Annotated in this window: 23 protein-coding genes, 1 tRNA gene and 1 pseudogene; 13 read left to right on the top strand and 12 right to left on the bottom strand. The window is 59.9% G+C overall.

Annotation, left to right across the window (positions count from 1 at the left end; translation table 11 throughout):
• The first annotated feature begins 45 nt into the window (after positions 1-45).
• The 13 genes from ruvA to nadA all read left to right on the top strand — a co-directional run bounded on the left by ruvA (position 46) and on the right by nadA (position 10224).
• A complete protein-coding gene (gene ruvA / locus ACX3YD_RS05380) occupies positions 46-654 on the top strand; it encodes a Holliday junction branch migration protein RuvA (protein WP_047532510.1) in 609 nt (202 codons plus the stop codon).
• The gene (gene ruvB, locus ACX3YD_RS05385; RefSeq protein WP_047532509.1) at positions 655-1716 is read left to right on the top strand and encodes a Holliday junction branch migration DNA helicase RuvB; all 1062 of its coding nucleotides are present in this window, start codon (positions 655-657) and stop codon (positions 1714-1716) included. It abuts the gene before it with no gap.
• 127 nt (positions 1717-1843) lie between these two features.
• Positions 1844-2311, top strand: a complete 468-nt coding sequence (gene ybgC / locus ACX3YD_RS05390) for a tol-pal system-associated acyl-CoA thioesterase (RefSeq protein WP_047532508.1) — start codon at positions 1844-1846, stop codon at positions 2309-2311.
• Positions 2301-2996, top strand: coding sequence for a protein TolQ (tolQ, locus tag ACX3YD_RS05395; RefSeq protein ID WP_047532507.1), 696 nt, complete (start codon positions 2301-2303; stop codon positions 2994-2996). Before ybgC ends, tolQ begins: the two co-directional genes overlap by 11 nt.
• Positions 2997-3019: 23 nt before the next feature.
• Complete coding sequence (tolR, locus tag ACX3YD_RS05400; RefSeq protein ID WP_161793955.1) at positions 3020-3472, top strand: protein TolR; 453 nt, start codon at positions 3020-3022, stop codon at positions 3470-3472.
• Positions 3472-4551, top strand: coding sequence for a cell envelope integrity protein TolA (gene tolA, locus ACX3YD_RS05405; protein WP_047532505.1), 1080 nt, complete (start codon positions 3472-3474; stop codon positions 4549-4551). The genes tolR and tolA overlap by 1 nt, the downstream gene beginning before the upstream one ends.
• A gap of 17 nt (positions 4552-4568) precedes the next feature.
• Positions 4569-5849 (top strand): Tol-Pal system beta propeller repeat protein TolB, encoded by a 1281-nt coding sequence (tolB, locus tag ACX3YD_RS05410; RefSeq protein ID WP_162842395.1) that lies wholly within the window; start codon positions 4569-4571, stop codon positions 5847-5849.
• Between the two features lie 52 nt (positions 5850-5901).
• Entirely contained in the window at positions 5902-6399 is a 498-nt protein-coding gene (pal, locus tag ACX3YD_RS05415) for a peptidoglycan-associated lipoprotein Pal (protein WP_003178634.1), read from the top strand.
• Between the two features lie 6 nt (positions 6400-6405).
• Complete coding sequence (ybgF, locus tag ACX3YD_RS05420) at positions 6406-7245, top strand: tol-pal system protein YbgF (protein WP_090464623.1); 840 nt, start codon at positions 6406-6408, stop codon at positions 7243-7245.
• A gap of 166 nt (positions 7246-7411) precedes the next feature.
• Complete coding sequence (queE, locus tag ACX3YD_RS05425; protein ID WP_047532495.1) at positions 7412-8059, top strand: 7-carboxy-7-deazaguanine synthase QueE; 648 nt, start codon at positions 7412-7414, stop codon at positions 8057-8059.
• A gap of 1 nt (position 8060) precedes the next feature.
• Entirely contained in the window at positions 8061-8753 is a 693-nt protein-coding gene (queC, locus tag ACX3YD_RS05430) for a 7-cyano-7-deazaguanine synthase QueC (RefSeq protein WP_103406786.1), read from the top strand.
• 63 nt (positions 8754-8816) lie between these two features.
• Positions 8817-8892 (top strand) — tRNA-Lys (locus tag ACX3YD_RS05435).
• 273 nt (positions 8893-9165) lie between these two features.
• Positions 9166-10224 (top strand): quinolinate synthase NadA, encoded by a 1059-nt coding sequence (nadA, locus tag ACX3YD_RS05440; protein WP_047532491.1) that lies wholly within the window; start codon positions 9166-9168, stop codon positions 10222-10224.
• 129 nt (positions 10225-10353) lie between these two features.
• Here the strand turns inward: nadA and ACX3YD_RS05445 are convergent, their stop codons facing one another.
• From ACX3YD_RS05445 to ACX3YD_RS05500, 12 genes and pseudogenes are all read right to left on the bottom strand, one after another.
• Entirely contained in the window at positions 10354-10842 is a 489-nt protein-coding gene (locus tag ACX3YD_RS05445; RefSeq protein WP_103406785.1) for an RDD family protein, read from the bottom strand.
• A 95-nt stretch (positions 10843-10937) separates the two neighbouring features.
• Entirely contained in the window at positions 10938-11150 is a 213-nt protein-coding gene (locus ACX3YD_RS05450; RefSeq protein ID WP_010220199.1) for a cold-shock protein, read from the bottom strand.
• Positions 11151-11554: 404 nt separating this feature from the next.
• Positions 11555-12679, bottom strand: a complete 1125-nt coding sequence (gene gcvT / locus ACX3YD_RS05455) for a glycine cleavage system aminomethyltransferase GcvT (RefSeq protein WP_458959419.1) — start codon at positions 12677-12679, stop codon at positions 11555-11557.
• Between the two features lie 36 nt (positions 12680-12715).
• Complete coding sequence (locus ACX3YD_RS05460) at positions 12716-14092, bottom strand: L-serine ammonia-lyase (protein WP_458959420.1); 1377 nt, start codon at positions 14090-14092, stop codon at positions 12716-12718.
• Positions 14093-14222: 130 nt separating this feature from the next.
• Positions 14223-17075 carry an aminomethyl-transferring glycine dehydrogenase gene (gene gcvP, locus ACX3YD_RS05465; RefSeq protein ID WP_458959421.1) on the bottom strand — a complete coding sequence of 951 codons (2853 nt, stop codon included), beginning with the start codon at positions 17073-17075 and terminating at the stop codon, positions 14223-14225.
• A gap of 17 nt (positions 17076-17092) precedes the next feature.
• Entirely contained in the window at positions 17093-17470 is a 378-nt protein-coding gene (gene gcvH, locus ACX3YD_RS05470; protein WP_103406735.1) for a glycine cleavage system protein GcvH, read from the bottom strand.
• Between the two features lie 378 nt (positions 17471-17848).
• Positions 17849-19357, bottom strand: a complete 1509-nt coding sequence (locus tag ACX3YD_RS05475; protein WP_047532479.1) for a sigma-54-dependent transcriptional regulator — start codon at positions 19355-19357, stop codon at positions 17849-17851.
• Between the two features lie 132 nt (positions 19358-19489).
• The gene (locus ACX3YD_RS05480; protein WP_458959422.1) at positions 19490-20839 is read right to left on the bottom strand and encodes a CoA transferase; all 1350 of its coding nucleotides are present in this window, start codon (positions 20837-20839) and stop codon (positions 19490-19492) included.
• Positions 20840-20938: 99 nt separating this feature from the next.
• Complete coding sequence (locus tag ACX3YD_RS05485) at positions 20939-21694, bottom strand: methyl-accepting chemotaxis protein (RefSeq protein ID WP_371919943.1); 756 nt, start codon at positions 21692-21694, stop codon at positions 20939-20941.
• Between the two features lie 102 nt (positions 21695-21796).
• Positions 21797-23164: pseudogene (locus ACX3YD_RS05490) on the bottom strand (methyl-accepting chemotaxis protein); the annotation flags it as partial.
• 114 nt (positions 23165-23278) lie between these two features.
• The gene (locus ACX3YD_RS05495; protein WP_458959423.1) at positions 23279-23668 is read right to left on the bottom strand and encodes a YbaN family protein; all 390 of its coding nucleotides are present in this window, start codon (positions 23666-23668) and stop codon (positions 23279-23281) included.
• Positions 23669-23828: 160 nt separating this feature from the next.
• Positions 23829-24431 carry a biliverdin-producing heme oxygenase gene (locus ACX3YD_RS05500; protein ID WP_458959424.1) on the bottom strand — a complete coding sequence of 201 codons (603 nt, stop codon included), beginning with the start codon at positions 24429-24431 and terminating at the stop codon, positions 23829-23831.
• Between the last annotated feature and the right edge of the window lie 36 nt (positions 24432-24467).

Here is a 24467-nt window from a genome sequence, read left to right on the forward strand (position 1 = left end):
GTCAGTCGCTGGCCTCGCGCTGGCCAACGCTCAAGGATCTGTAACGTGATTGGACGCTTGCGCGGCACACTGGCTGAAAAACAGCCGCCGCATCTGATTCTCGATGTAAACGGCCTGGGGTATGAGCTGGAAGTGCCCATGACTACGCTGTATCGGCTGCCGTCGGTCGGTGAACCGCTGACGCTGCATACCCATTTGGTCGTACGCGAAGACGCGCAGTTACTCTATGGCTTCGTCGGCAAGCGCGAGCGAGACTTTTTTCGCGAGTTGATCCGTCTCAATGGGGTTGGACCGAAATTGGCGCTGGCCTTGATGTCGAGTCTGGAGGTCGACGAGTTGGTCCGTTGCGTGCAATCCCAGGACACCTCGGCGTTGACCAAGGTGCCGGGCGTGGGCAAGAAAACCGCGGAGCGCCTGCTGGTCGAACTCAAGGATCGCTTCAAAGCCTGGGAAACGGTGCCGGCGATGTTTGCCCTGGTGCCGAACCAGCCAGATGGCCCGGCCCCGGTGAATACTGCTGAAAGCGATGCAGTCAGTGCGCTGATTTCCCTGGGTTACAAGCCTCAGGAAGCCAGCAAGGCGATTTCCGCGATCAAGGAGAAAGGCTTGAGCAGTGAAGACCTGATTCGTCGTGCCCTGAAGGGAATGATCTAAGTGATTGAAGCTGATCGTCTGATCGCCGCAACGGGTGGTCCCCGTGATCGCGAGGAAGTCCAGGACCGTGCGATACGTCCTGTCAGCCTGGCCGAGTACATTGGTCAGCCGACCGTTCGCGAGCAGATGGAGTTGTTCATCCAGGCGGCCCGCGGGCGCAGCGAGTCCCTGGACCACACGCTGATTTTTGGTCCGCCGGGCCTGGGTAAAACCACCCTGGCCAATATCATCGCCCAGGAAATGGGGGTTTCGATCAAGAGCACTTCTGGGCCTGTGCTGGAGCGCCCGGGTGACCTCGCCGCGCTGTTGACCAATCTTGAACCCCATGACGTGCTGTTCATTGACGAAATCCATCGACTGTCGCCGATTGTCGAAGAAGTGCTATATCCGGCCATGGAAGATTTCCAACTCGACATCATGATCGGTGAAGGGCCGGCCGCACGCTCGATCAAGCTGGATCTGCCGCCCTTCACCCTGGTCGGTGCGACCACGCGGGCGGGGATGCTGACCAACCCGTTGCGTGACCGTTTCGGGATCGTGCAGCGTCTGGAGTTCTACAGCACGGCCGATCTGGCCACGATTGTCAGTCGTTCAGCGAACATCCTCGGTTTGCCGCTGGATCCGGAAGGCGCCTTTGAAATCGCCCGCCGTGCCCGGGGTACCCCGCGAATTGCCAATCGCTTGCTGCGTCGTGTGCGGGATTTCGCCGAAGTTCGCGCCAAGGGGCACATCACCAAGCCGATTGCCGACCTGGCATTGAACCTGCTGGATGTCGATGAGCGTGGTTTCGATCACCAGGATCGACGTCTGTTGCTGACCATGATCGAGAAGTTCGATGGTGGGCCGGTCGGGGTCGACAGTCTCGCCGCAGCCATCAGCGAGGAGCGTCACACCATTGAAGACGTACTTGAACCCTATCTGATTCAGCAGGGCTACATCATGCGCACGCCGCGGGGAAGGGTGGTGACGCGGCATGCATATCTGCATTTCGGCTTGAACATTCCGTCACGATTGGGCGAGATGCCCGTGATAGACGAGTTCCTTGATGCCGTGGACGATTAATAACCTTTGCGCGCTGATTTATTCGGGCATTGTGCTGTCCTAGGACCGTACTTTTGCAAGAAAGCCGCAGAACAATGAAAAACAGTTGTCTCGCCGGATTGGCAACCTGAGGAGTAAGCACTAGAGTATGCGCGCGCAAAACGGGCTTGAGCCTTTCGCACATCGTTGTCGCGTTTATTACGAGGACACCGATGCGGGCGGCATCGTGTATTACGTTAATTACCTCAAGTTTATGGAACGGGCTCGAACCGAGCGGCTACGAGAACTGGGTTTTGCCCAATCGCAGCTGGCAGGGGAGGACCTGTTGTTCGTCGTGCATTCCAGCGAAGCGCGTTACCACGCGCCGGCGCGACTGGACGACGAACTGTTGGTAAGCGCTGAAGTAATCGAATTGAACCGTGCCAGCCTGCGCTTTAAACAGCAGGTCAGGCGGGCTACGGATAATGTGCTGCTCTGCGAGGGGCAGTTTTTGGTGGCCTGTGTGCGCACTAACAGTTTGAAACCCCGGGCCATTCCCGAAGCTCTACGAGCGGCCTTTGCCGACGTGAGCGGCGCGGGTACACACTCAAAGCAGGAGATAAAGCGTGGAAGCTAACGTCGTCGACCATTCCTCCATGTGGAGCCTGGTCAGCAATGCCAGTGTCGTGGTGCAACTGGTAATGCTGATCCTGGTAGCCGCATCGGTGACCTCGTGGATCATGATCTTTCAGCGCAGCAATCTGATACGCGCTGGCCGACGTGCCCTGGAGAGCTTTGAAGAGCGCTTCTGGTCGGGTATCGACCTGTCCAAGCTCTACCGTCAGGCCGGCAGCAACCCGGACCCGGATTCGGGTGTCGAGCAGATCTTCCGCGCCGGTTTCAAAGAGTTCTCCCGTCTGCGTCAGCAACCAGGCGTCGATCCTGAAGCCGTCATGGAAGGCGTGGCTCGTGCCATGCGTGTCGCCATTTCCCGCGAAGAAGAAAAGCTCGAGCAGAGTCTGCCATTCCTGGCCACCGTCGGCTCCGTCAGCCCGTACATCGGTCTGTTCGGTACCGTGTGGGGCATCATGAACTCCTTCCGTGGCCTGGCGACTGCTCAGCAAGCAACGCTGGCGACTGTGGCGCCCGGTATCGCCGAAGCCCTGGTCGCCACCGCGATTGGTCTGTTCGCCGCCATCCCGGCCGTTATCGCTTACAACCGCTTCTCTGCTCGCAGCGAAACCCTGCTGAGCCGTTACTACACCTTCGCCGATGAATTCCAGGCGATCCTGCACCGCAAAGTGCACACCAGCGAAGAATAAGCAGGTAATTTCCAATGGCTTTAATCGCTCGAGCTCGACACAAGCGCAAGCCGGTCGCCGAGATGAACGTGGTGCCCTACATCGACGTGATGTTGGTACTGCTGGTCATCTTCATGGTGACCGCGCCGATGCTCAATCAGGGCGTGAAAGTTGATCTGCCCAAGGTTTCCAGTGAGGCCTTGCCGCAGGACAACAACACCCAGGTCCTGACCATTTCGATCAAGGCTGACAAGACCTATTACTGGAATCTTGGCAGCGAAGTCGATACAGAGAAGCAGCAGGACAGGGCCATGACCTTGCCTCAAATGACCGATGCGGTGACCAAGATCATTCGCGCCGGCAACGAGGGCGGCAAGCACACCCAGGTCTTCATTCGCGGCGACAAGTCCGTCGATTACGGCTCTGTCATGGGCGCCATGGGCGGATTGCAGAAAGCCGGGGTCGGTAATGTTGGCTTGATTACCGAGGCGCCCTGATGCAACAACAGCGAGAGCCGTCCGCCTCGGAAAGCTACTTCTGGCCTAGTGTCTGGGCGATTGGCTTGCACGTGCTGGTGTTCGGCATGCTGTTCGTCAGTTTCGCCATGACACCGGAACTGCCGCCGGCCAAGCCGATTGTCCAGGCGACCTTGTACCAGCTGAAATCGAAAAGTCGGGCGACCACCCAGACCAATCAGAAGATTGCCGGTGAAGCGCAGAAATCTGCGGCGCGTCAGACCGAAGTCGAACAGATGGAACAGAAGAAGGTCGAGCAGGAAGCGGTGAAGGCTGCGGAACAAAAGAAAGAAGAAGCGGCTCAAAAGGCCGAGGAAGCCAAGAAGGCCGCCGAGTCTAAGAAAGCGGAAGAGGCGAAAAAGGCTGATGAAGCCAAGAAAGCCGATGAAGCAAAGAAGACCGCCGAAGCCAAGAAGGCAGAAGAGAAACAATTGGCTGATATAGCCAAGAAGAAAGCGGAAGAAGAAGCCAAGAAGGCTGCTGAAGAAGAGGCCAAGAAAGCGGCCGCTGAAGAAGCCAAGAAGAAGATTGTCGAAGACGCGAAGAAGAAAGCCGCGGAAGACGCCAAGAAGAAAGCTGAAGCTGAAGAGGCGAAGAAGAAAGTCGCCGAAGAAGCGAAGAAGAAAGCTGCTGCCGATGCTGCGAAGAAGAAAGCGCAGGACGCGGCACGTAAATCCGCCGAGGATAAAAAGGCTCAGGCCCTGGCAGATTTGCTTTCCGACACGCCGCAGCGTCAGCAGGCCTTGGCCGATGAGCAGGGCGACGAAGTCGCCGGCAGTTTCGATGACCTGATTCGGGCTCGTGCAGCGGAAGGCTGGGCTCGTCCACCTTCGGCCCGCAAAGGCATGACGGTCGTGTTGCAAATTGGCATGTTGCCGGACGGTACGGTGACTTCGGTCAGCGTGGCCAAGTCCAGCGGTGACGGTCCATTTGACGCATCGGCTGTAGCGGCGGTGAAGAATATTGGACGTTTGACAGAAATGCAGGGAATGAAGCCGAGCGATTTCGCTCCGTATCGTTCATTCAAGATGACATTCACACCTGAGGATCTAGCCTTGTGAGAAACCTTCTTCGAGGAATGCTGGTCGTTATCTGCTGCATGGCAGGGATGGCGATGGCAGATGAGAAAAACATTCTGGTCACCAGCGGCAGCGATCGGGCTACTCCGATCGCCGTTGTCCCGTTCGGCAACCAGGGCGGCAGCGTGCTGCCGGACGACATGGCCGAAATCATCGGTAACGACCTGCGTAACTCGGGTTACTACTCGCCGATTCCCAAGCAGAACATGATCAGCCAGCCAAGCCAGGCCAGCGAAATCATCTACCGTGACTTCAAGGCGCTGGGCGCCCAGTACGTCATGGTCGGTAGCATCGTTCCTGCCGGCGGTCGCCTGCAGGTTCAATACGCACTGTTCAACGTCGCCACCGAGCAGCAAGTGCTGACCGGTAGCGTGTCGGGTGGCGTCGATCAACTGCGCGACATGGCGCACTACATCTCCGACCAGTCGTTCGAAAAACTCACCGGTATCAAAGGTGCGTTCTCGACTCGTCTGCTGTACGTGACCGCCGAGCGTTTCTCCGAGAAGAACACTCGCTACACGCTGCAGCGTTCGGACTATGACGGTGCTCGCGCCGTGACGCTGCTGCAATCGCGTGAACCGATCCTGTCGCCGCGTTTCGCACCGGATGGCAAGCGCATCGCCTACGTTTCGTTTGAGCAGAAGCGTCCACGCATCTTCATGCAGAACATCGACACCGGTCGCCGTGAGCAGATCACCAACTTCGAAGGCCTCAACGGTGCGCCAGCCTGGTCGCCAGATGGCAATCGCCTGGCATTCGTATTGTCGAAGGACGGTAACCCTGACATCTACGTGATGAACCTGGGTTCGCGTCAGATCACCCGTGTCACCAACGGTCCAGGCATCAACACCGAACCGTTCTGGGGCAAGGATGGTTCGACCATCTACTTCACTTCCGACCGTGGCGGCAAGCCGCAGATCTACAAAACCAGCGTGGGCGGTGGTGGTGCCGAACGTGTGACCTTCATCGGTAACTACAACGCCAACCCTAAATTGTCGGCTGACGAAAAGACCCTGGTGATGATTCACCGCCAGGACGGTTTCACCAATTTCAAGGTGGCGGCCCAGGATTTGCAGCGCGGTAGTGTAAAAATCCTCACTGATAGCACTCTGGACGAGTCGCCCACTGTCGCGCCCAACGGCACCATGGTAATCTACGCCACCCGCCAGCAGGGCCGGGGAGTCTTGATGCTCGTGTCCATCAATGGACGCGTAAGGCTCCCGCTTCCTACCGCTCAAGGCGAAGTCAGAGAACCTTCCTGGTCCCCTTACCTGAACTGACGCGGCGCTATACGTTTTACTTAACACACTGGGGTTCATTAGGAGTTTCACGATGGAAATGCTGAAGTTTGGTAAATTTGCTGCGCTGGCTCTGGCCATGGCTGTAGCTGTAGGTTGCTCGTCCAAAGGCGGCGACAATGCCGGTGAAGGCGCTGTAGATCCAAACGCTGGTTACGGCGCAAACACTGGTGCAGTTGACGGCTCCCTGAGCGAAGAAGCTGCTCTGCGCGCAATCACCACTTTCTACTTCGAATACGACAGCTCGGACCTGAAGCCAGAAGCCATGCGCGCTCTGGACGTTCACGCCAAAGACCTGAAAGCAAACGGCGCTCGCGTTGTTCTGGAAGGCAACACCGACGAACGTGGTACTCGTGAGTACAACATGGCACTGGGCGAGCGTCGTGCGAAAGCCGTTCAGCGCTACCTGGTACTGCAAGGTGTTTCCCCAGCTCAGCTGGAACTGGTTTCCTACGGCGAAGAGCGTCCAGTTGCTACCGGCAACGACGAGCAGTCCTGGGCTCAAAACCGTCGCGTCGAACTGCGTAAGTAATTCGTCATGCGAACGTGCCGTCGTGCTGTAACTGTCCTGGCTCTCAGTCTCGCACCGCTTTCGGTGTGGGCTGCGGTTCCTGTGGTCGATAACAACTCCGGTTATAACAATAGCGGGAGCAGTTATCCGCCTGCAGGTTACGGTACGAACGGCGCCTATGCCGGGGGAGGGGTTTCGGCCCCTGTCTCGGCACAGGGCGAGCTGTTCAACCAACTGCAATCGATGCAGCAACAAATCGAGCGTCAGCAAGGCGCGATCGAGGTTCTGCAGAATGATGTAGCGCGCATGAAGCAGGAAAACCTGGAGCGATACCAGGACCTGGATCGGCGCATAGGAACCGGCGCTGCACCGGCCGCGACTCCTGAGAATTCTTCTACCGGTGGCAATTTGAACGCCCCCGTTGCAGCAGCTGGCGCAGGTGCGGGAGCGGCTGCCGCTCAAGCACCCGCCGCGGGTAGCGAACCGGCGGACCCGGCGAAGGAAAAGCTCTATTACGACGCAGCCTTCGACCTGATCAAGGCCAAGGATTTCGACAAGGCCAGTCAGGCTTTCGCCGCGTTCTTGCGCAAATACCCGAACAGCCAATACGCGGGTAATGCCCAGTACTGGTTGGGCGAAGTCAACCTGGCCAAAGGTGATCTGCAAGGCGCAGGTCAGGCGTTTGCCAAGGTTTCGCAGCTGTACCCGAAGCACGCCAAGGTGCCTGATTCGCTGTACAAGCTCGCTGACGTAGAGCGCCGTCTCGGTCACACCGACCGCGTCAAAGGCATTCTGCAGCAGGTGGTTTCCCAGTATCCGGGCACTTCCGCCGCTCAGCTGGCTCAACGCGATCTGCAGCGCATGTAAGCCTGCTTGACCCGTTTCGAAGAAACCCGCGCTTGTCGCGGGTTTTTTCGTTAGAATTCACCCCCTTTTTCTGAAACACGCTTTTTGGGATCTGCGCATTGCCGGGGTTCCTTGAAGTGCCTGACGGAGGCGGACAGCCTGTTTAGCTGTTACGCCCGTGGCGACTATGCAAGACACATTGAGAATTACCGAAGTTTTCTACTCGTTGCAGGGTGAAACTCGGACCGCCGGCCTGCCCACTGTTTTTGTGCGTCTGACCGGTTGCCCGTTGCGTTGCCAATACTGTGACAGTGCCTACGCCTTCACCGGCGGAACCATCCGCACGCTCGACGATATTCTTGAGCAAGTGGCTGGTTTCCGTCCGCGTTATGTTTGTGTCACTGGCGGCGAGCCTCTGGCACAACCCAACGCCATTCCATTGCTCAAGCGGTTGTGCGATGCCGGTTACGAAGTGTCACTGGAAACCAGTGGTTCTCTCGATATATCGGCGGTAGATTCCCGCGTCAGTCGCGTCGTCGACCTGAAAACGCCAGGTTCGAACGAGGCGCATCGCAACCGTTACGAGAACATTGAGCTGCTCACGCCCAACGATCAGGTGAAGTTCGTCATCTGCTCGCGGGAAGACTATGACTGGTCCGTGTCCAAATTGATCCAGTACGGTCTTGATCGGCGCGCCGGCGAAGTCCTGTTCTCGCCTAGTCACCATGACCTTAATGCTCGGGACCTGGCTGACTGGGTAGTGGCGGACAACCTGCCAGTGCGTCTGCAATTGCAGCTGCATAAATATCTTTGGAACGACGAACCGGGGCGCTGATATGACAGAACAACTGAACACTGCTGAAAAACGTGCAGTCATCCTGCTTTCCGGAGGTTTGGACTCGGCGACTGTCGTGGCCATGGCCCGCGCCGATGGCTACAGCTGCTACACCATGAGCTTCGACTATGGTCAGCGGCACCGTGCCGAATTGCACGCTGCCGAACGTGTTGCTCGTGATTTGGGTGTGGTCGAGCACAAGGTGATCGGACTGAACCTGAATGGCATTGGCGGGTCGGCGCTGACCGACAGCAGCATCGACGTGCCGGAAGCGCCGAGCGAAGGCATTCCGGTGACTTACGTCCCGGCACGCAACACGGTGTTTCTCTCGCTGGCGCTGGGTTGGGCGGAAGTGCTGGGCGCGCGTGACATCTTTATCGGCGTGAACGCAGTCGACTACTCCGGTTACCCTGATTGCCGTCCCGAGTTCGTCGAAGCGTTCGAGCGCATGGCCAATCTGGCTACCAAGGCCGGCGTAGAAGGGCAGGGCTTCCGCATCCAGGCGCCATTGCAAAACCTGAGCAAGGCGCAGATCGTCCAGGCAGGCGTGAAGCTCGGTGTGGACTACAGCCTGACCGTTTCCTGTTATCAGGCCGACGATAATGGTCGTGCCTGCGGTAAGTGCGACAGCTGCCGGCTGCGTGCGGAAGGCTTTGCGGCGGCCGGAATCAGCGACCCGACACCTTATTTTTAAATTATTTTAAAAAAGGTGTTGAATAGTCCTTAAAAATCAGTATTATACGCGCCACCACACAGCGGGTCGTTAGCTCAGTTGGTAGAGCAGTTGGCTTTTAACCAATTGGTCGTAGGTTCGAATCCCACACGACCCACCATTTTCAAGCTGTTTTAAAAGTCTGGAAGGCCCACGAAAGTGAGGATTTCCGGATTTTTTTTTGCCTGCGATTTAGGTCCGTCCCGTTCTTGGGCTGCACTGCGTGACGCAGGTCAGAATCATCTTTTGCATCCCCGGGATATTCTGTAGCCTTGCCCAGCTTCAACACTGTCCGTGCCTGATGAATACCCACTTTCCCGGCGGTACCCCTGAAGGGTCCGGAGCCGGGTGTATACTCGACTTTCGCGCGAATGCGCCTGCAGGTCTTGCGAACATGACGCAGATTTCCGAACGCCTTCTGGTTCAAGCCCACCTCGACGCCAAGCAGCCCAAGCCGCTGACCGCCGATGAGGAAGCCTATTACCGTGCCGCTATCGCTGCCGAGCTCAAGGCTCAGGATGCAGTGCTGGTGGCTCACTTCTATTGTGATCCGATCATTCAGGCCCTGGCTGAAGAAACCGGGGGCTGTGTCTCCGATTCGCTGGAGATGGCCCGGTTCGGCAATGCCCATCCGGCCAAGACCGTCGTGGTCGCCGGTGTGAAGTTCATGGGCGAAACCGCCAAAATCCTCAACCCGGAAAAGCGCATCCTGATGCCGACCCTGGAAGCGACTTGTTCGCTGGACCTGGGTTGCCCCGTCGACGAGTTTTCCGCGTTCTGCGATCAGCACCCCGAGCGTACGGTGGTGGTTTATGCCAACACGTCAGCAGCGGTCAAAGCCCGGGCGGATTGGGTGGTGACGTCCAGCTGCGCGCTGGAGATCGTCGAGAGCCTCATGGATAACGGCGAAACGATCATCTGGGGCCCGGACAAGCACCTGGGCACCTACATTCAGCGCCAGACCGGCGCCGACATGCTGCTTTGGGATGGTGCCTGCATCGTTCACGAGGAATTCAAATCCAAGCAGCTCGAAGACATGAAGGCGCTGTATCCCGATGCGGCGATTCTGGTGCACCCGGAATCGCCGACGTCGGTGATCGAGCTGGCGGATGCCGTTGGCTCCACCAGTCAGCTGATCGCGGCGGCGCAGAGCCTGCCGAACAAGACTCTGATTGTCGCCACTGACCGTGGCATCTTCTACAAGATGCAGCAGCTGTGTCCGGACAAGGTCTTTATCGAGGCGCCAACGGCCGGTAACGGCGCGGCATGCCGCAGTTGTGCGCATTGCCCGTGGATGGCGATGAATACCCTTGAGCGCACGCTCAAGAGCTTGAAGGAGGGGGCGAATGAGATCTTTGTTGATCCTGCGCTGATTCCACAGGCGATCCGACCGCTGAAGCGCATGCTCGATTTCACCCATGCGGCGCGGATGAAACTGGCGGGTAACGCCTGAGTTCAATCAGCGAGTAGAAAAACTGTGGGAGCGAGCCTGCTCGCGATGGCGGACTGTCAGTCACATGCATGTTGACTGATACGCCATCGCGAGCAGGCTCGCTCCCACAATGATTTGTGCGGTGCGAATTTATTTGGACTTCTTTGGAATCCGCACCAGCCGGGTATTGGAATACATGTCATGCCAACTGCGTTTCTGCTTGTCGAACAGCGACCAGAAAAAACCCAGGCCGACACATAGCAGTGATGCGATGGCCACCACGAAGCGCAGCAAAGCCTGCCACAGGCTGATGGCTGAGCCATCGGCATTCTGCACGCGGATGCACCAGACCTGCATTCCCAGCGTCTGCCCAGACCAGGTCCAGAACTTGGCGAAAAAGCCGAACAGTACGAACAGGAGCACTGTCGACAGCAATGGATCGCCATCCAGTGCGCCGGATTCGGTGAGGGCGCGCATTTTGTCTTCGCCGATGATCGCCATTTGAATCATCTTGTAGATGCCGCTGGTGACGATCAGCAGCGCGGTACACAGCAGGAAGTCGTAGAACATCGCGGCCAGGCGACGACCCAGACCAGCGACAGGAAAATCGCCCTGAGGAGTAAGCAGGTGTTTCGACATGGCAGGCTCTCGGCGAAAAAAGAAGCCATTTTACGGATTTGCGCGCACAAAAAAGCCCCTGATGTCAGCATCAGGGGCTTTTTCGTTACAGAAAATTAGGCTTCTGCGATGACTTCGTCAGCCTGCATGCCTTTCTGGCCTTGCACGGCGATGAAAGTGACTTTTTGGCCTTCTTTCAGGCTCTTGAAGCCGTTGCCCTGAATGGCGCGGAAATGTACGAACAGATCCGGACCGCTCTCTGGAGTGATAAAACCAAAACCTTTCTCGTCGTTAAACCACTTGACGGTACCGCTCTGACGTTGGGACATTTCTTATTTCCTTTGACGCTAAAATTGATGACAGCCTCCTTCTCATGAAAGAGTACTGGGGCTGGTTGCAGGAGAGTAAGAAGACGTCGAACGGGATGTAGCTAACTTGTAGGCTACTGCCCAGGTCACGATTCCAAGCGACCCATGCAAACACAGTGAACAAACTCTACGCCAACTACGGGAGAAAAAACAAGCCCCCGCAAAGCCCCCGGTTTTGCTCAGTTTGAGCAATTTTCCGGGCCGTTAGTGGCTGCGTTATTCGTTATGCTTGTTCAATTGTTTTCGATCGTTATAAGCAAAGTTCATAATCGAAGCTTAGATTCAAACAGTGCACTATTTTATGGCGGTTGCGTTACACATTAGTGCACTGTTAACGCAACCGCGTTACTTATAGGAACAGTCAATCAGCCGCGATAGTAGCGTTGTGGAACAAATGGCATTTTGCTTACAAGCAAAGGAACCTTTTTCCCACGAACAATCGCCCAGACCGGCGTATCGAGTGCGATATAAGCGCTGTCGAGGTAACCCATCGCCAAAGGACCGCCGAGGGTCGGCCCGAAACCGCCGCTGCAGACGCTGCCGATGATCTCGCCGGCTTCGTTGACGATCTCTGCGCCTTCGCGCACCGGGGTGCGTTCCTGTGGCAGCAGGCCGACACGTTTGCGGCCGACACCGGTCTGTTGTTGGGCGAATACCGTCTCGGCGCCGGGGAAGCCACCGGCCCGTGCGCCATCGGCACGGCGTGGCTTGGAGATGGCCCACAACAGGCTGGCTTCGATCGGAGTGGTGTCGGTGTTCATGTCGTGGCCATACAGGCACAGACCGGCTTCCAGGCGCAGCGAGTCGCGCGCGCCAAGGCCGATGGCTTCGACTTCAAGTTCGGCCAGCAGGGCGCGGGCCAGGGCTTCGGCGTGTTGTGCCGGCACGGAGATTTCGAAGCCGTCTTCACCGGTGTAGCCCGAGCGGCTGACAAAACACTCCACGCCCAAAAGCTTCACTCGAGTGAACTGCATGAATGTCATCTTCGCCACTTCCGGCGCCAGGCGTGCCAGGACAGTGACGGCCGCCGGGCCTTGCAGTGCGAGCAGCGCGCGTTCTTCGAACAGTGGCTCGATGGTGCACTGATCGCCGATGTGCTTGCGCAGGTGCGCCAGGTCCTGATCTTTACAGGCGGCGTTGACCACCAGGAACAACTCGTCGTCACCCAGGTTGGCGACCATCAGGTCGTCGAGGATGCCACCGCTCTCATTGGTGAACATCGCGTAGCGCTGCATGCCCACTGGCAGGTCGATGATGTCCACAGGCACGAGGGTTTCCAGAGCCTTGGCGGCATTGGCGCCGGTCAGGCGGATCTGGCCCATGTGCGACACATCAAACAGGCCGGCCTGGTCGCGGGTGTGCTGGTGTTCTTTCATCACGCCCAGCGGGTATTGCACAGGCATGTCATAGCCCGCGAACGGAACCATGCGTGCGCCGAGCTCGATGTGCAGGGCGTGCAACGGGGTTTTCAACAGTTGTTCGGTGGACATATTCAGCTCCTGAAGAAGTGTGCAGGTGAGCGCACATCAGCACTCGATAATGTTGACCGCTAGACCGCCACGGGCGGTCTCCTTGTATTTGCTTTTCATGTCGGCGCCGGTCTGGCGCATGGTGCGAATGACCTTGTCGAGGGAGACGAAATGTTGGCCGTCACCACGCATGGCCATGCGCACGGCATTGATGGCCTTGACCGAACCCATGGCATTGCGCTCGATGCAAGGCACCTGCACCAGTCCGCCAATCGGGTCGCAAGTCAAGCCGAGGTTGTGTTCCATGCCGATTTCCGCGGCGTTTTCCACTTGCTGAACGCTGCCGCCGAGGACTTCGCAAAGCGCGCCGGCCGCCATGGAGCACGCCACGCCCACTTCACCCTGGCAACCGACTTCGGCGCCCGAGATCGAGGCGTTTTCCTTGTACAGGATGCCGATGGCCGCGGCGGTCAGCAGGAAACGCACGACCCCGTCATTGTTCGCACCGGGAATAAAGCGCATGTAGTAATGCAGCACGGCCGGAATGATCCCGGCCGCACCGTTGGTGGGGGCCGTGACCACGCGTCCGCCGTTAGCGTTTTCTTCGTTGACGGCCAGGGCGTAGAGGTTGACCCAGTCCAGCACGGAGAGTGGATCGCGCAAGGCGGACTCGGGGTTGCTGCACAATTGCCGATGCAGCGCTGCCGCACGACGTTTGACCTTCAAGCCGCCAGGCAGGATGCCTTCGTTGCGGCAACCGGCGGCGACACAGTCCTGCATCACTTGCCAGATTTTCAGCAGACCGGCGCGGGTTTCCGCTTCCGGACGCCAGGCGCTTTCGTTGGTCAGCATCACCTCGCTGATCGACAAGCCATAGGTGGTGCAGTGACTGAGCAGGTCCTTGGCACTTTTGAAGGGAAAGGTCAGGGGCGTGGCATCTTCAACGATGCGGTCGGCGCCTGCAGCGTCTTCATCGACGACAAACCCGCCTCCAACCGAGTAGTACTCGCGGCTGCGAATTTGCAGGCCTGCCGCATCGAACGCGCGGAAGATCATGCCGTTAGGGTGATAGGCCAACGGCTTGCGAATCATGGCCAGGTGTTCTTTCTCGTTGAACGCAATGCTGTGTTCGCCGAGCAGGTTCAAGCGTCCGTTGCCGCGAATCTCTTGCAGGCGGGCGGTGACGGTTTCGGTGTTTACGGTGTCCGGGTGTTCGCCCTCCAGGCCGAGCAACACAGCCTTGTCACTGCCGTGGCCCTTGCCGGTGGCACCCAGCGAACCGTAGAGCTCGACCTTGACACAGGTCGTTGTTGTCAGCAGTCCATCACGGCGCAAGCCTTCGGCGAAACGCGCGGCGGCACGCATCGGGCCAACGGTATGGGAGCTGGAAGGGCCGATGCCAATCTTGAACAGGTCGAACACGCTTAACGACATGGTTGTTCTCCGGTTTCTTGTTATAGGCGCGCGCCAGCGCGCGAGCGCTAAGCGGCAAGCAACAAGCTGCAAGTTAAAACCGATCGGCTCTTTCTTGCAGCTTGAGGCTTGCCGCTAGAGGCTGCTTTTCTTAAGCGTAGCTTTCGATCGACGGGCAGGCGCAAACCAGGTTGCGGTCGCCGAACACGTTGTCGACCCGACCGACCGGTGGCCAGTATTTGCCTTCGATCAGCGACGCTACCGGATAAACCGCCTGCTCCCGGCTATACGGATGCGACCACTCGCCCACCAACTCCGCCGCCGTGTGCGGGGCGTTTTTCAGCGGGTTGTCGTCCTTGTCCAGGGTGCCGTTTTCCACCGCGCGGATTTCTTCGCGGATGCGGATCATGGCGTCGCAGAAGCGGTCCAGTTCTTCCTTGGATTCGCTTTCGGTCGGCTCGATCATCAGCGTGCCGGCCACCGGGAAGGACATGGTCGGGGCGTGGAAGCCGAAGTCGATCAGGCGCTTGGCCACGTCGTCGACGCTGATGCCGCTGCTGTCTTTCAGTGGACGCAGGTCGAGGATGCACTCGTGGGCCACCAGGCCGTTGCTGCCGGTGTAGAGCACCGGGTAGTGCTCTTCGAGGCGACGGGAGATGTAGTTGGCATTGAGGATCGCCAGCTGCGAGGCGCGCTTGAGGCCGGCGCCGCCCATCATGCGGATGTACATCCAGGTGATCGGCAGGATGCTCGCGCTGCCGAACGGCGCGGCGCACACCGCGCCTTGCTTGCGCGCCATCTGCGCGTGGCCTGGCAGGAACGGCGCCAGGTGCGACTTCACACCGATCGGGCCGACGCCCGGGCCGCCACCGCCGTGGGGAATGCAGAAGGTCTTGTGCAGGTTCAGGTGCGAGACGTCGCCGCCGAACTTGCCCGGTGCGCAGAGGCCGACCATGGCGTTCATGTTGGCGCCGTCGATGTACACCTGGCCGCCGTTGTCATGAATGATGCCGCAGATTTCGCGGATGCCTTCCTCGAACACGCCGTGGGTCGACGGGTAGGTGATCATCAGCGCGGCGAGGTGTTCGCGGTGCTCGATGGCCTTGGCGCGCAGGTCTTCGATGTCGACGTTGCCACGGGCATCGCAGGCGGTCACGACCACGCGCATGCCGGCCATGTTGGCGGTGGCCGGGTTGGTGCCGTGGGCCGAGGACGGGATCAGGCAGATGTCGCGACGGTCTTCGCCACGGCTCTGATGGTAGGCACGAATGGCCAGCAGGCCAGCGTACTCACCCTGGGAACCGGCGTTCGGCTGCAGGGAAATCGCGTCGTAACCGGTGGCGGCGCAGAGCATCGCTTCCAGTTCGTCGGTCAGTTGCTGGTAGCCGGCGCTTTGCTCGGCCGGAGCGAACGGGTGCAGGGCACCGAACTCGGCCCAGGTCACCGGGATCATTTCGCTGGCGGCGTTGAGTTTCATGGTGCACGAGCCCAGCGGGATCATGGTGCGATCGAGCGCCAGGTCCTTGTCCGCCAGTTTGCGCAGGTAACGCATCAGCTCGGTTTCCGAGTGATAGCGGTTGAATACCGGATGGCTGAGGATCGGCGACTGACGCACCAGCGCGGCCGGGAGGGTCGCTTGAGTCGAAGCGGCGAGGGCGGCGAAGTCCGGCAGGGTTTTGCCACTGGACAGCAAGGCCCACAGGGTTTCGACGTCGGCCTGGGTGCTGGTTTCGTCGAGGGACAGGCCCAGACGCTCGGCATCGACCACGCGCAGGTTGATCTGCCGGGCGTGCGCCTGTTCGTGCAGTTGGGCGGTGTTGGCGCCAGTGCTCAGGGTCAGCGTGTCGAAGAAGTGTTCCTGCTCAACGTTCAGGCCCAAAGCGCTCAAGCCCTTGGCCAGAATCGCGGTCAGCTGATGCACACGGTTGGCGATCTGCGTCAGGCCTTTCGGGCCGTGATAGACGGCGTACATGCTGGCGATGTTGGCCAGCAGCACCTGCGCGGTGCAGATGTTGGACGTGGCCTTCTCGCGACGGATGTGCTGCTCGCGGGTCTGCATCGCCAGGCGCAGGGCCGGCTTGCCGAAACGGTCCACCGAGACGCCGACCAGACGGCCCGGCATGTCGCGCTTGAACGCATCCTTGGTGGAGAAGTACGCCGCGTGCGGGCCACCGAAGCCCAGCGGCACGCCGAAACGTTGGGCGCTGCCGATGGCCACGTCGGCGCCGAATTCGCCCGGCGGGGCCAGCAGGGTCAGGGCCAGCAGGTCGGCGGCCACGGCCACCAGGGCGTTGGCGGCGTGGAAACGCTCGGTCAATGCGCGGTAGTCGAACACATCACCGTTGCTCGCCGGGTATTGCAGCAGGGCGCCGAAGAACGGCGTCACGTCGCTCAGTTCGCGCTCGTCGCCGACCACCACCTCGATGCCCAGCGGTTCGGCACGGGTGCGCAGCACGTCGAGGGTCTGCGGGTGGCAATGCACGGAGGCGAAGAACTGGTGGCTGCCCTTGTTCTTGCTCAGGCGCTTGCAGAAAGTCATGGCTTCGGCGGCGGCGGTGGCTTCGTCGAGCAGCGAGGCGTTGGCGATCGGCAGGCCGGTGAGGTCGCTGATCAGGGTCTGGAAGTTCAGCAGCGCTTCGAGACGACCCTGGGAAATTTCCGGCTGGTACGGGGTGTAGGCGGTGTACCAGGCTGGGTTCTCCAGCAGGTTGCGCAGGATCGGCGACGGCGTGTGCGTGCCGTAGTAACCCTGGCCGATGTAGGTCTTGAACAACTGGTTCTTGGCCGCGATGGATTTGATCATCGCCAGGGCGTCGGCTTCGCTCAGGCCGTCTTCCAGGCCGAGCACGCTGGTGCCCTTGATGCTGTCGGGAATCACGCTGGCGCTCAGGGCTTCGAGGGAATCGAAGCCGAGGCTGTTGAGCATCGCTTGCTCGTCGCCGGCGCGCGGGCCGATGTGGCGGGCGATGAATTCGTTGGCGGTTGTCAGGCTTACTTGAGTCATGTCAGCGCTCCTCAGGCTTAGGCGTTGGCTTTGATCAGACGGTCATAGGCGTCCTGATCCAGCAGTTGGGCAACAGCCGAGGCGTCATTTGGCTTGAAGCGGAAGAACCAGCCTTCGCCCAGCGGATCTTCGTTGACCAGCTCAGGGCTGCTGTCGAGCGCAGGGTTCACTTCCAGTACTTCACCGTCCAGTGGCATGTACACGCCGCTGGCGGCTTTGACCGACTCCACGGTGGCGGCTTCAGCGCCTTTGTCGTAGGACTGCAGCTCAGGTAGTTGTACGAAAACCACGTCGCCCAATGCGTCCTGCGCGAAAACGGTGATGCCGACAGTAACCGTGCCGTCAGCTTCGGTGCGCAGCCATTCGTGATCTTCAGTAAAACGCAACTCGCTCATGGAAACTCCTAAGGGGGCCAGACTCGTCTGGTGGACGCTATTGAATGCTTGGGCAATGCCCTGGTTTATGAAGGGTTACTAAGCAAAAACGCGGCCAATGTTAATTTCTTGTTATTAATCAATTGTTTATGGGTATTTCGAGAGGCGCGGGCAATGTGGTCTGTAGCGAAATCGCTACGGCGGGGCACAAAGAAAAAAGCCTAAGGGGATCAAAGCCTTGCAGGGCGCTGGCTGGGGACGAGTGTAGCGATATCGTTACGCTGTAGCGCTTTCAGTACAGATGAAGGTCGCTTTTAGAGTGATTTCTTGCTGGACACGAAACCCGTGGGAGCAACTCCGCTCCAACAGGGATCTGCGGTGATTCAGGCGTTGGCGGCGTCAGGGCTTGTTGGGAATGCCGTACTTGCGCAAACGGTGGGCGATCGCGGTGTGGGAGGTTTGCAGGCGACTGGCCAATTGCCGGGTCGAGGGGTAACTGACGTAGAGTTTTTCCAGCAGGTCTTTTTCGAACGCCTCCATCGCCTGTTCCAGGCTGTCGACTTCATGGTCGCTTTGGCGCGCCACCGACGTGCCGGCGATGTCGAGGTCGCCGATGTCCACCAGACTGCTTTCGCATATGGCGGCGGCGCGGAAGATCACGTTTTGCAGTTGCCTGACGTTGCCAGGCCAGCGATTACCCAGCAGTGCCGGGTAAGTGCCCGGTGCCAGGCGACAGACCGGGCGCTGGATCTGTGCGCATGCCTGCTGCATGAAATAGCGGGCCAGCAGCAGAATGTCCTGACCGCGCTCGCGCAGGGGCGGGACTTCGACATTGAGCACATTGAGTCGATAGAACAGGTCTTCACGGAACAGGCCTTCGCTGACCATTTTTTCCAGGTCGCGGTGGGTCGCGCTGAGGATCCGCACGTTGACCTTCACCTCCCGATCACCGCCGACCCGCCGGAAGCTGCCATCGTTGAGGAAGCGCAGCAACTTGGCTTGCAGGTACGGCGACATCTCACCGATTTCGTCAAGAAACACCGTGCCCTGGTTCGCCAGCTCCATCAGACCCGGTTTGCCGCCCCGTTGCGCACCGGTAAACGCGCCGGGGGCATAGCCGAACAGTTCGCTTTCGGCGAGGTTCTCCGGCAATGCAGCACAGTTCAATGCCAGAAACGGAGCGTTGTGTCGCGCACTGATGGCGTGGCAAGCCCGGGCCACCAATTCCTTGCCGGTGCCGGTTTCGCCCTGGATCAGCAGAGGCGCATCGAGGACCGCCACCCGTTGTGCGCGAACCTTGAGCGTACGAATCGCCGGCGATTCGCCCAGCAGCGCATCGAAGCCCTCGGCATGATCGTGATGCAGTGCCGACAGGCGTTCGCCGATGCGGTTCGGTTGATACAGGGTCAGCAGCGCGCCAGCGTCAGTGATGGGCGTGGCGTCCAGCAGTAATGTCTGCCCGTTGACGGTAATTTCCCGCAGTGGCAACCGGAAACCGTATTCGAGCAATGTATCGAGCAGGGCCGGGTCGCCAAACAGGTCGGCGACGCTTTCACCGGCCGGTTCACGACCGTACAGGGCAATCAGGGCCGGGTTGGCCAGCAACACCTTGCCGGCACTGTCCAGCGCCAGCACCGGATCGGTCATGGCCGCCAGCAGTGCGTCGAGCTGCAAGTGCCGACGCTGGCCGGGCAGGATGTCGACCACCGTCACCGCTTGCACCCCACGCACGCTGAACAGCGCATCACGCAGCTCTTCGAGGACTTGCGCGCTCAGGGTCGGGGCGTCGATATAAACGTTGGGCGGCACCATTTCCACCGCATCCAGATTGAGATTGCGCCCACCGAGCAAGGCCAGGACTTCCTGGGTGATACCGACGCGGTCGATGAAGCTGACGTGGATACGCATGGGACGCTAATGAATTCTGGACGGCGAGGGGGGGCAAGTATGCCTTGGCGCGGGCCAATGGTGAAATCCCGCGCACAATTTATGGGTAATGACAAACCGGGTGCGAGCCTGCTCCTGAAGGCTATCTGACCGTCACCACCACTGCGCGCGGTGGGAACCCAATTCAGAGGCCGCGATCGTCCACTGCAGGGGGGTACCGGTGATCTTCAAAGGAACCTGCAGCCGATGCGCCAGGCCCCAGGTGGTCTGCTCGAGCACAAGCCCCTGATCGCCTTCATCCTCTGCGCGCAATAACGCGTCGGTCCCGGGTCCATTGTCGATCAGCAACTTCGCCGTGCGCGCCAGCGACAACCGCGCCGTTCCACCATGGCCATTGCTCAAGCGTTCAGCCAACAGCTTGATCACACCGGCCGCCATCAGGTAGCCGGTGGCGTGATCCAGCGCTTGCAGCGGTAAAGGTGTCGGCTTGTCCGCGCACTGCCAGCGCATGCCGGCCTCGGCAATGCCGCTGCTCATTTGCACCAGGCTGTCGAAGCCTCGACGGTTTTGCCACGGACCGCTCCAACCATAGGCATTCAGGCAGACATCGATCAGGCCCGGGGCGAGTTTTTGCCGTTCGGCGATGCCGTATCCCAACCCTTCGAGCGCATCGGCGCGATAGCCGTGGAGCAGGATATCGGCATTCTTGAGCAGGTTTTCGAACACGCTGCGATCAGCCCTGTCGTGCAGATCGAGGCGCGCGCAACGTTTGCCCAAGGTCATTTCCGGCACCACGCCGGGTTCGTTCCAGGTCGGCGGATCGATACGCAAGACGTCGGCGCCGAGGCCGGCCAGAAAACGGCTGGCAACAGGGCCGGCGAGCACACGGGTCAAGTCCAGCACTTTGATCCCGGCCAAGGGCTGTGCCACTGAACCTTGCCACGGTTTGCCCTCGTGGTTGCCGTGACGGTCGAACTGGATGAGCGGTTCTGCATTGACTGCCATGCCTTGCGGGTGAGACTGCCACTGCGCCCACGTACGCATTTCAGCGGCGCAACCTCCGGCATCGACCACCGCTTGCTCCAGGTCGCCCTTGGCCCATTGCGCCACTTTGCTCGCCATCGCGGAGCGATCGGTACAGGCGCCAAGCACGGTTTCGGCGGCGGCGCGGTGATGGGGCGCATTGGTGTGCAGGCGAATCCAGCCGTCCCGGGTGGCATAGTCACCAGCGATGGGGTCCCACAACGGCGGCACACTCCAGCCCACCGGGCGGATCGAGGAGGAGAACCAGAACGAGGCTAGTCGGCGATCGACTTCAACTTCGGGCAAGCGGCCGGTTTGTTGATGCAGCAGCTCACTGATGGCCTGGCCGGCGGCGGCGATGCTGGCGCACGCCAGGTCCGTGACGGCAAAGGCCGAGGGCAGGGCGCCACTGGCGGTGAATGAGACCTGGGTGCGGGGCAAGCCGAGTGCGGCTTGAATGGACGTGAGTAGATCAGTCATCGAAGGCCCTCCGGAGCGAGAGCCCGAGCATAGAACAAACAGGGGGCAGGCCGGATGAAATCCTGTGGGAGCGAGCAAGATCGCTCCCACAGGGGGGCTCTATACGCGGAACTGATCCATCAGTTTCATCTGGTGGGTGGTCAGGTTGTTCAGCTGGCTGCTGATCTGCGCCGATTCATTGGCCTGCCCGGTCAAGGTTTCGGTGACGGTACGGATCGCCGAAACGTTGCGATTGACCTCTTCTGCCACGGCGCTTTGCTGTTCGGCAGCGCTGGCGATCTGCAGGTTCATGTCGCTGATCACGGTGACCGCGTCGCTGATCTTGCTCAGGGCCTGCACGGCTTGCTGGATCTGCCCGGCATTGCTGTGGGCCTGGGTCTGGCTCGAATGCATGGTGGCGACCACACCGCGGGTGCCGCTCTGGATACGCTCGATCACCAGGCGAATTTCCTCCACCGAGTCCTGGGTGCGTTTGGCCAGGTTGCGCACTTCGTCGGCGACCACGGCAAAACCGCGACCGCTTTCGCCGGCCCGGGCGGCTTCAATCGCGGCGTTGAGCGCCAGCAGGTTGGTTTGTTCGGCGATGCTGCGGATCACTTCCAGCACCGATCCGATTTGGTCGCTGTTCACCGCCAGGGCTTCCACTTCAGTCACGGCCTTGCTGACTTCGTCGGCCAGTTGATTGATGTCGCGGGTGCTGCGTTCGATGATCTGCATGCCTTCGCGGGCCGATTGGTCGGCGCCCTTGGCCGCATTCGCCGCGTTCGATGCGCTGTTGGCAACGTCGTGGGCCGTGGCGCTCATTTCGTTGGAGGCAGTGGCGACCTGATCGACTTCGCGGAACTGTACCAGCATGCCTTCACTGGTCTGGCGGGCGATTTCCGCAGACTGGTCTGCAGTGCCGCGAGCATCGGTAATGCTCTGCTTGATCTGCGCGATGGTCGGTTGCAGCTTGTCGAGGAAGCGGTTGAACCAGCTGACCAGTTCGCCCAGTTCATCCTTCTTGCTGTAGTGCAGGCGTTGGGTCAGGTCGCCGTCGCCGCTGGCAATCGCCTTGAGCATCTGGGCCACGCTATTGATCGGCCGGGTGACACCCGAAGCCGTCAGCCAGATCAACAGCAAGCCGATCAGGCCGGCAATGATCGCCACGCCAACGGCTTTGATCGTGCCGCTTTGCTGGGCGTCATCGAGCACCGCTTGCAGCTTCACCGAGTCGGCCAGCAACACTTGTTTGGGCAAATCGATCACCACGCCCCAGGCCTTGGCGTCAGGGATCGGGCTGACCGGGTAAACCGCACGGATCAGGTCGCCTTGCTGGAGAATTTTCGGAGCGCCACCGCTGAGCAATTGCAGAATGTCCTTGCCGTCGGCGCCCAGGGTGTCGTCGATGCTTTTGCCGACTTTGGCGGCATCGGTGCTGTAGGCAGCCATCACGCCAGTACCGGAAACGATCAGCATGTGACCGGCGCTATTGAACAGGTCACGCTGGGAGTCGACAGCCGCTGCTTGCAAGGCGTTGAGGGCGATGTCCACACCCACCACGCCGATGGACTTGCCATCCACCAGCAGCGGCGTGGAAATGGTGGTCATCAACACTTCCTTGCCACCGACGGTATCGGCGTACGGGTCGAGCAGGCAGGTACGTTTGCTGTCCCGAGGGCAGGTGTACCAGACGTTGTACGGGGTGCCACTCAGGTTCAGGGTGGTCTTGGTCATGTCCTCTTCGACCATGATCGTGTTGAGCGCTTCTCCCCCGGCACGGCTCCAGTAGGTGGCAAAACGTCCGGCTTCGTTGGACTGGCGAGCGGCGTCATTGGCGAACTCGCTGTCCTTGCCATCCAGGCCGTTGGGTTCGAACGCCAGCCAGATCCCCAGCACTTTGCTGTTGCGCTCGAACGCGGTTTTCAGGCTCTGGTTCAGTTCTTCGCGCAGGGCACCGGGCTCCAGGGAGCGTTTGGCGGCCAGGTTGCGCATGTCCTTGATCTGATCGGCCAGGGCGGTCACTACCGTCTGGGTTTCGCCGAACGTCTTCTGCACCCGCACCGCTTGCTCGGCAGCCTTGGCCTGCAGCAAATCCTGCACGCTGGTGGTGAGCATCTGGCTGCTGGAGGAGCTGACCAGCGCATTGTTCTGATTGGTCTGGTAGACGTTCATGCCCTCGATCAGCGCGACCACGCCAAGCAGGCATAGACCAGAGAGCAGGACAATTTTCAGGCGGATGGACAGTGAGTCGAACATAGGGCGAACTCGCGAATGGGTGAGGTGTTGGCAATGAGTCCGGGCCGACTCGATTCGCCAAATCCATTCAGCGCATTCAATCCACATCGGCGAGGGGTGGTCATTGCATGAGGGCGATGCCGACGAACGGTAGCTGCTAAACGTTTGCGCGGGAAAATGTACCGAAAATCGTATAAAAAACAGGAAAAACAGCGGTTTGATTCAGGGGGATTTCGGCAGTGTTTCGGGGCGCGACCAGATCCACACATTGCCCAGGCCCATGCCCGCCATCGCCAGGTAGATCGGCCAGCCATGCTCGAGCATCACCAGCATCAGCGTGGCACACAGCAGCATGCTGACGGTGGCGCTGACCTTGGCCCGGCGCGCGATGATTTTGCCGTTGCGCCAGTGAATGAGAATGGGGCCGAACAGCCGATGGTTTTCCAGCCAGGCGCTCAAGCGTGGCGAGCTTCTGGTCGCCGCCCAGGCGGCCAGCAGGATGAATTCGGTGGTTGGCAGGCCGGGTACGACAATGGCGATCAGGCCGATACCGAGGCTGACGTAGGCCAGCAGGCCGAAGAGCAGACGGGTGAGTTTTGATGAGGACGGCATATTCTCAGAGGGTGCGCGTTCGAGGCCGATCGGGATCTTACAGACTTACTCAGTGCCCTGTGGGGGCTTGACCGCGATAGTGGTGCATCAGTCGACGTAACTATTGTCCGTGATGCCGTTATCGCGGGCGAGCCCGCTCCCACAAGGGATATGTGTCGGGTCAGATAGTTGCGGTGGCGTAAGCCTGTTCCAGTAACAGGGTAAAGCGGTTGAACGCGTCGATGGCGCCTTTATCCAGTTCGGCTTCCTCCTGGGCACTGAGCTGCAGTCCATCGAGGGTTTTGACGAAGCTTTTCCAGCCTTCAGCGCGGCCACCGGCCGGTTCGCCCAGGTGGCGGGCGCCGAACGTTTCGTTCAGGCCCAGGCCGACGGCGCGCTTGATCAGGAAGGCCGCGCCGAGCTTCGATCCTTCGGACACGAAGAGCCAGCCCAGAGCCTGGGCTTTACTCGGAAGGTGCAGGGCGCCAGCGACCGGTCCCGGCACTTCGGTGTCCAGGTCCGCCAGGTCGGCCATGGCTGCTTCGGCCCGACAACGAGCAGGCAGGTCCGGGACGATGGCGGTCAAATCGGCATCGTTGTACAGCGGCACCAGTTCGGACTGGAACAGGTACTGCGCCACCACGAACCGGGCGAAGTTGGCCTGGGTTTCGAACGGTGCATGGGCTTTGACCAATGCATCGAGTCGGGTGTGAGGTTCGTGGGTGATCTGATTCAGGCGTTGCGAGCGCAATACCGGACGTTGAGCCGTTTCCTGAGTGGTCATGAGACATCCTTGAGAATAAGAAGAGCCTGGTAACGA

This window comes from Pseudomonas fluorescens group sp. PF-1 (assembly GCF_054481335.1).

Bases quoted from the DNA above. Each gene is read 5' to 3' on its own strand.
- queE (WP_047532495.1), top strand. From the start codon at position 7,412: ATGCAAGACACATTGAGAATTACCGAAGTTTTCTACTCGTTGCAGGGT.
- tolB (WP_162842395.1), top strand. From the start codon at position 4,569: ATGCTGGTCGTTATCTGCTGCATGGCAGGGATGGCGATGGCAGATGAG.
- ACX3YD_RS05475 (WP_047532479.1), bottom strand. From the start codon at position 19,357: ATGCGTATCCACGTCAGCTTCATCGACCGCGTCGGTATCACCCAGGAA.
- pal (WP_003178634.1), top strand. From the start codon at position 5,902: ATGGAAATGCTGAAGTTTGGTAAATTTGCTGCGCTGGCTCTGGCCATG.
- ACX3YD_RS05500 (WP_458959424.1), bottom strand. From the start codon at position 24,431: ATGACCACTCAGGAAACGGCTCAACGTCCGGTATTGCGCTCGCAACGC.
- tolA (WP_047532505.1), top strand. From the start codon at position 3,472: ATGCAACAACAGCGAGAGCCGTCCGCCTCGGAAAGCTACTTCTGGCCT.
- queC (WP_103406786.1), top strand. From the start codon at position 8,061: ATGACAGAACAACTGAACACTGCTGAAAAACGTGCAGTCATCCTGCTT.
- ybgC (WP_047532508.1), top strand. From the start codon at position 1,844: ATGCGCGCGCAAAACGGGCTTGAGCCTTTCGCACATCGTTGTCGCGTT.
- ACX3YD_RS05445 (WP_103406785.1), bottom strand. From the start codon at position 10,842: ATGTCGAAACACCTGCTTACTCCTCAGGGCGATTTTCCTGTCGCTGGT.
- ACX3YD_RS05495 (WP_458959423.1), bottom strand. From the start codon at position 23,668: ATGCCGTCCTCATCAAAACTCACCCGTCTGCTCTTCGGCCTGCTGGCC.
- ybgF (WP_090464623.1), top strand. From the start codon at position 6,406: ATGCGAACGTGCCGTCGTGCTGTAACTGTCCTGGCTCTCAGTCTCGCA.
- gcvP (WP_458959421.1), bottom strand. From the start codon at position 17,075: ATGACTCAAGTAAGCCTGACAACCGCCAACGAATTCATCGCCCGCCAC.
- ACX3YD_RS05460 (WP_458959420.1), bottom strand. From the start codon at position 14,092: ATGTCGTTAAGCGTGTTCGACCTGTTCAAGATTGGCATCGGCCCTTCC.
- gcvH (WP_103406735.1), bottom strand. From the start codon at position 17,470: ATGAGCGAGTTGCGTTTTACTGAAGATCACGAATGGCTGCGCACCGAA.
- gcvT (WP_458959419.1), bottom strand. From the start codon at position 12,679: ATGTCCACCGAACAACTGTTGAAAACCCCGTTGCACGCCCTGCACATC.
- ACX3YD_RS05450 (WP_010220199.1), bottom strand. From the start codon at position 11,150: ATGTCCCAACGTCAGAGCGGTACCGTCAAGTGGTTTAACGACGAGAAA.
- ACX3YD_RS05485 (WP_371919943.1), bottom strand. From the start codon at position 21,694: ATGCTGGTACAGTTCCGCGAAGTCGATCAGGTCGCCACTGCCTCCAAC.
- nadA (WP_047532491.1), top strand. From the start codon at position 9,166: ATGACGCAGATTTCCGAACGCCTTCTGGTTCAAGCCCACCTCGACGCC.
- ACX3YD_RS05480 (WP_458959422.1), bottom strand. From the start codon at position 20,839: ATGACTGATCTACTCACGTCCATTCAAGCCGCACTCGGCTTGCCCCGC.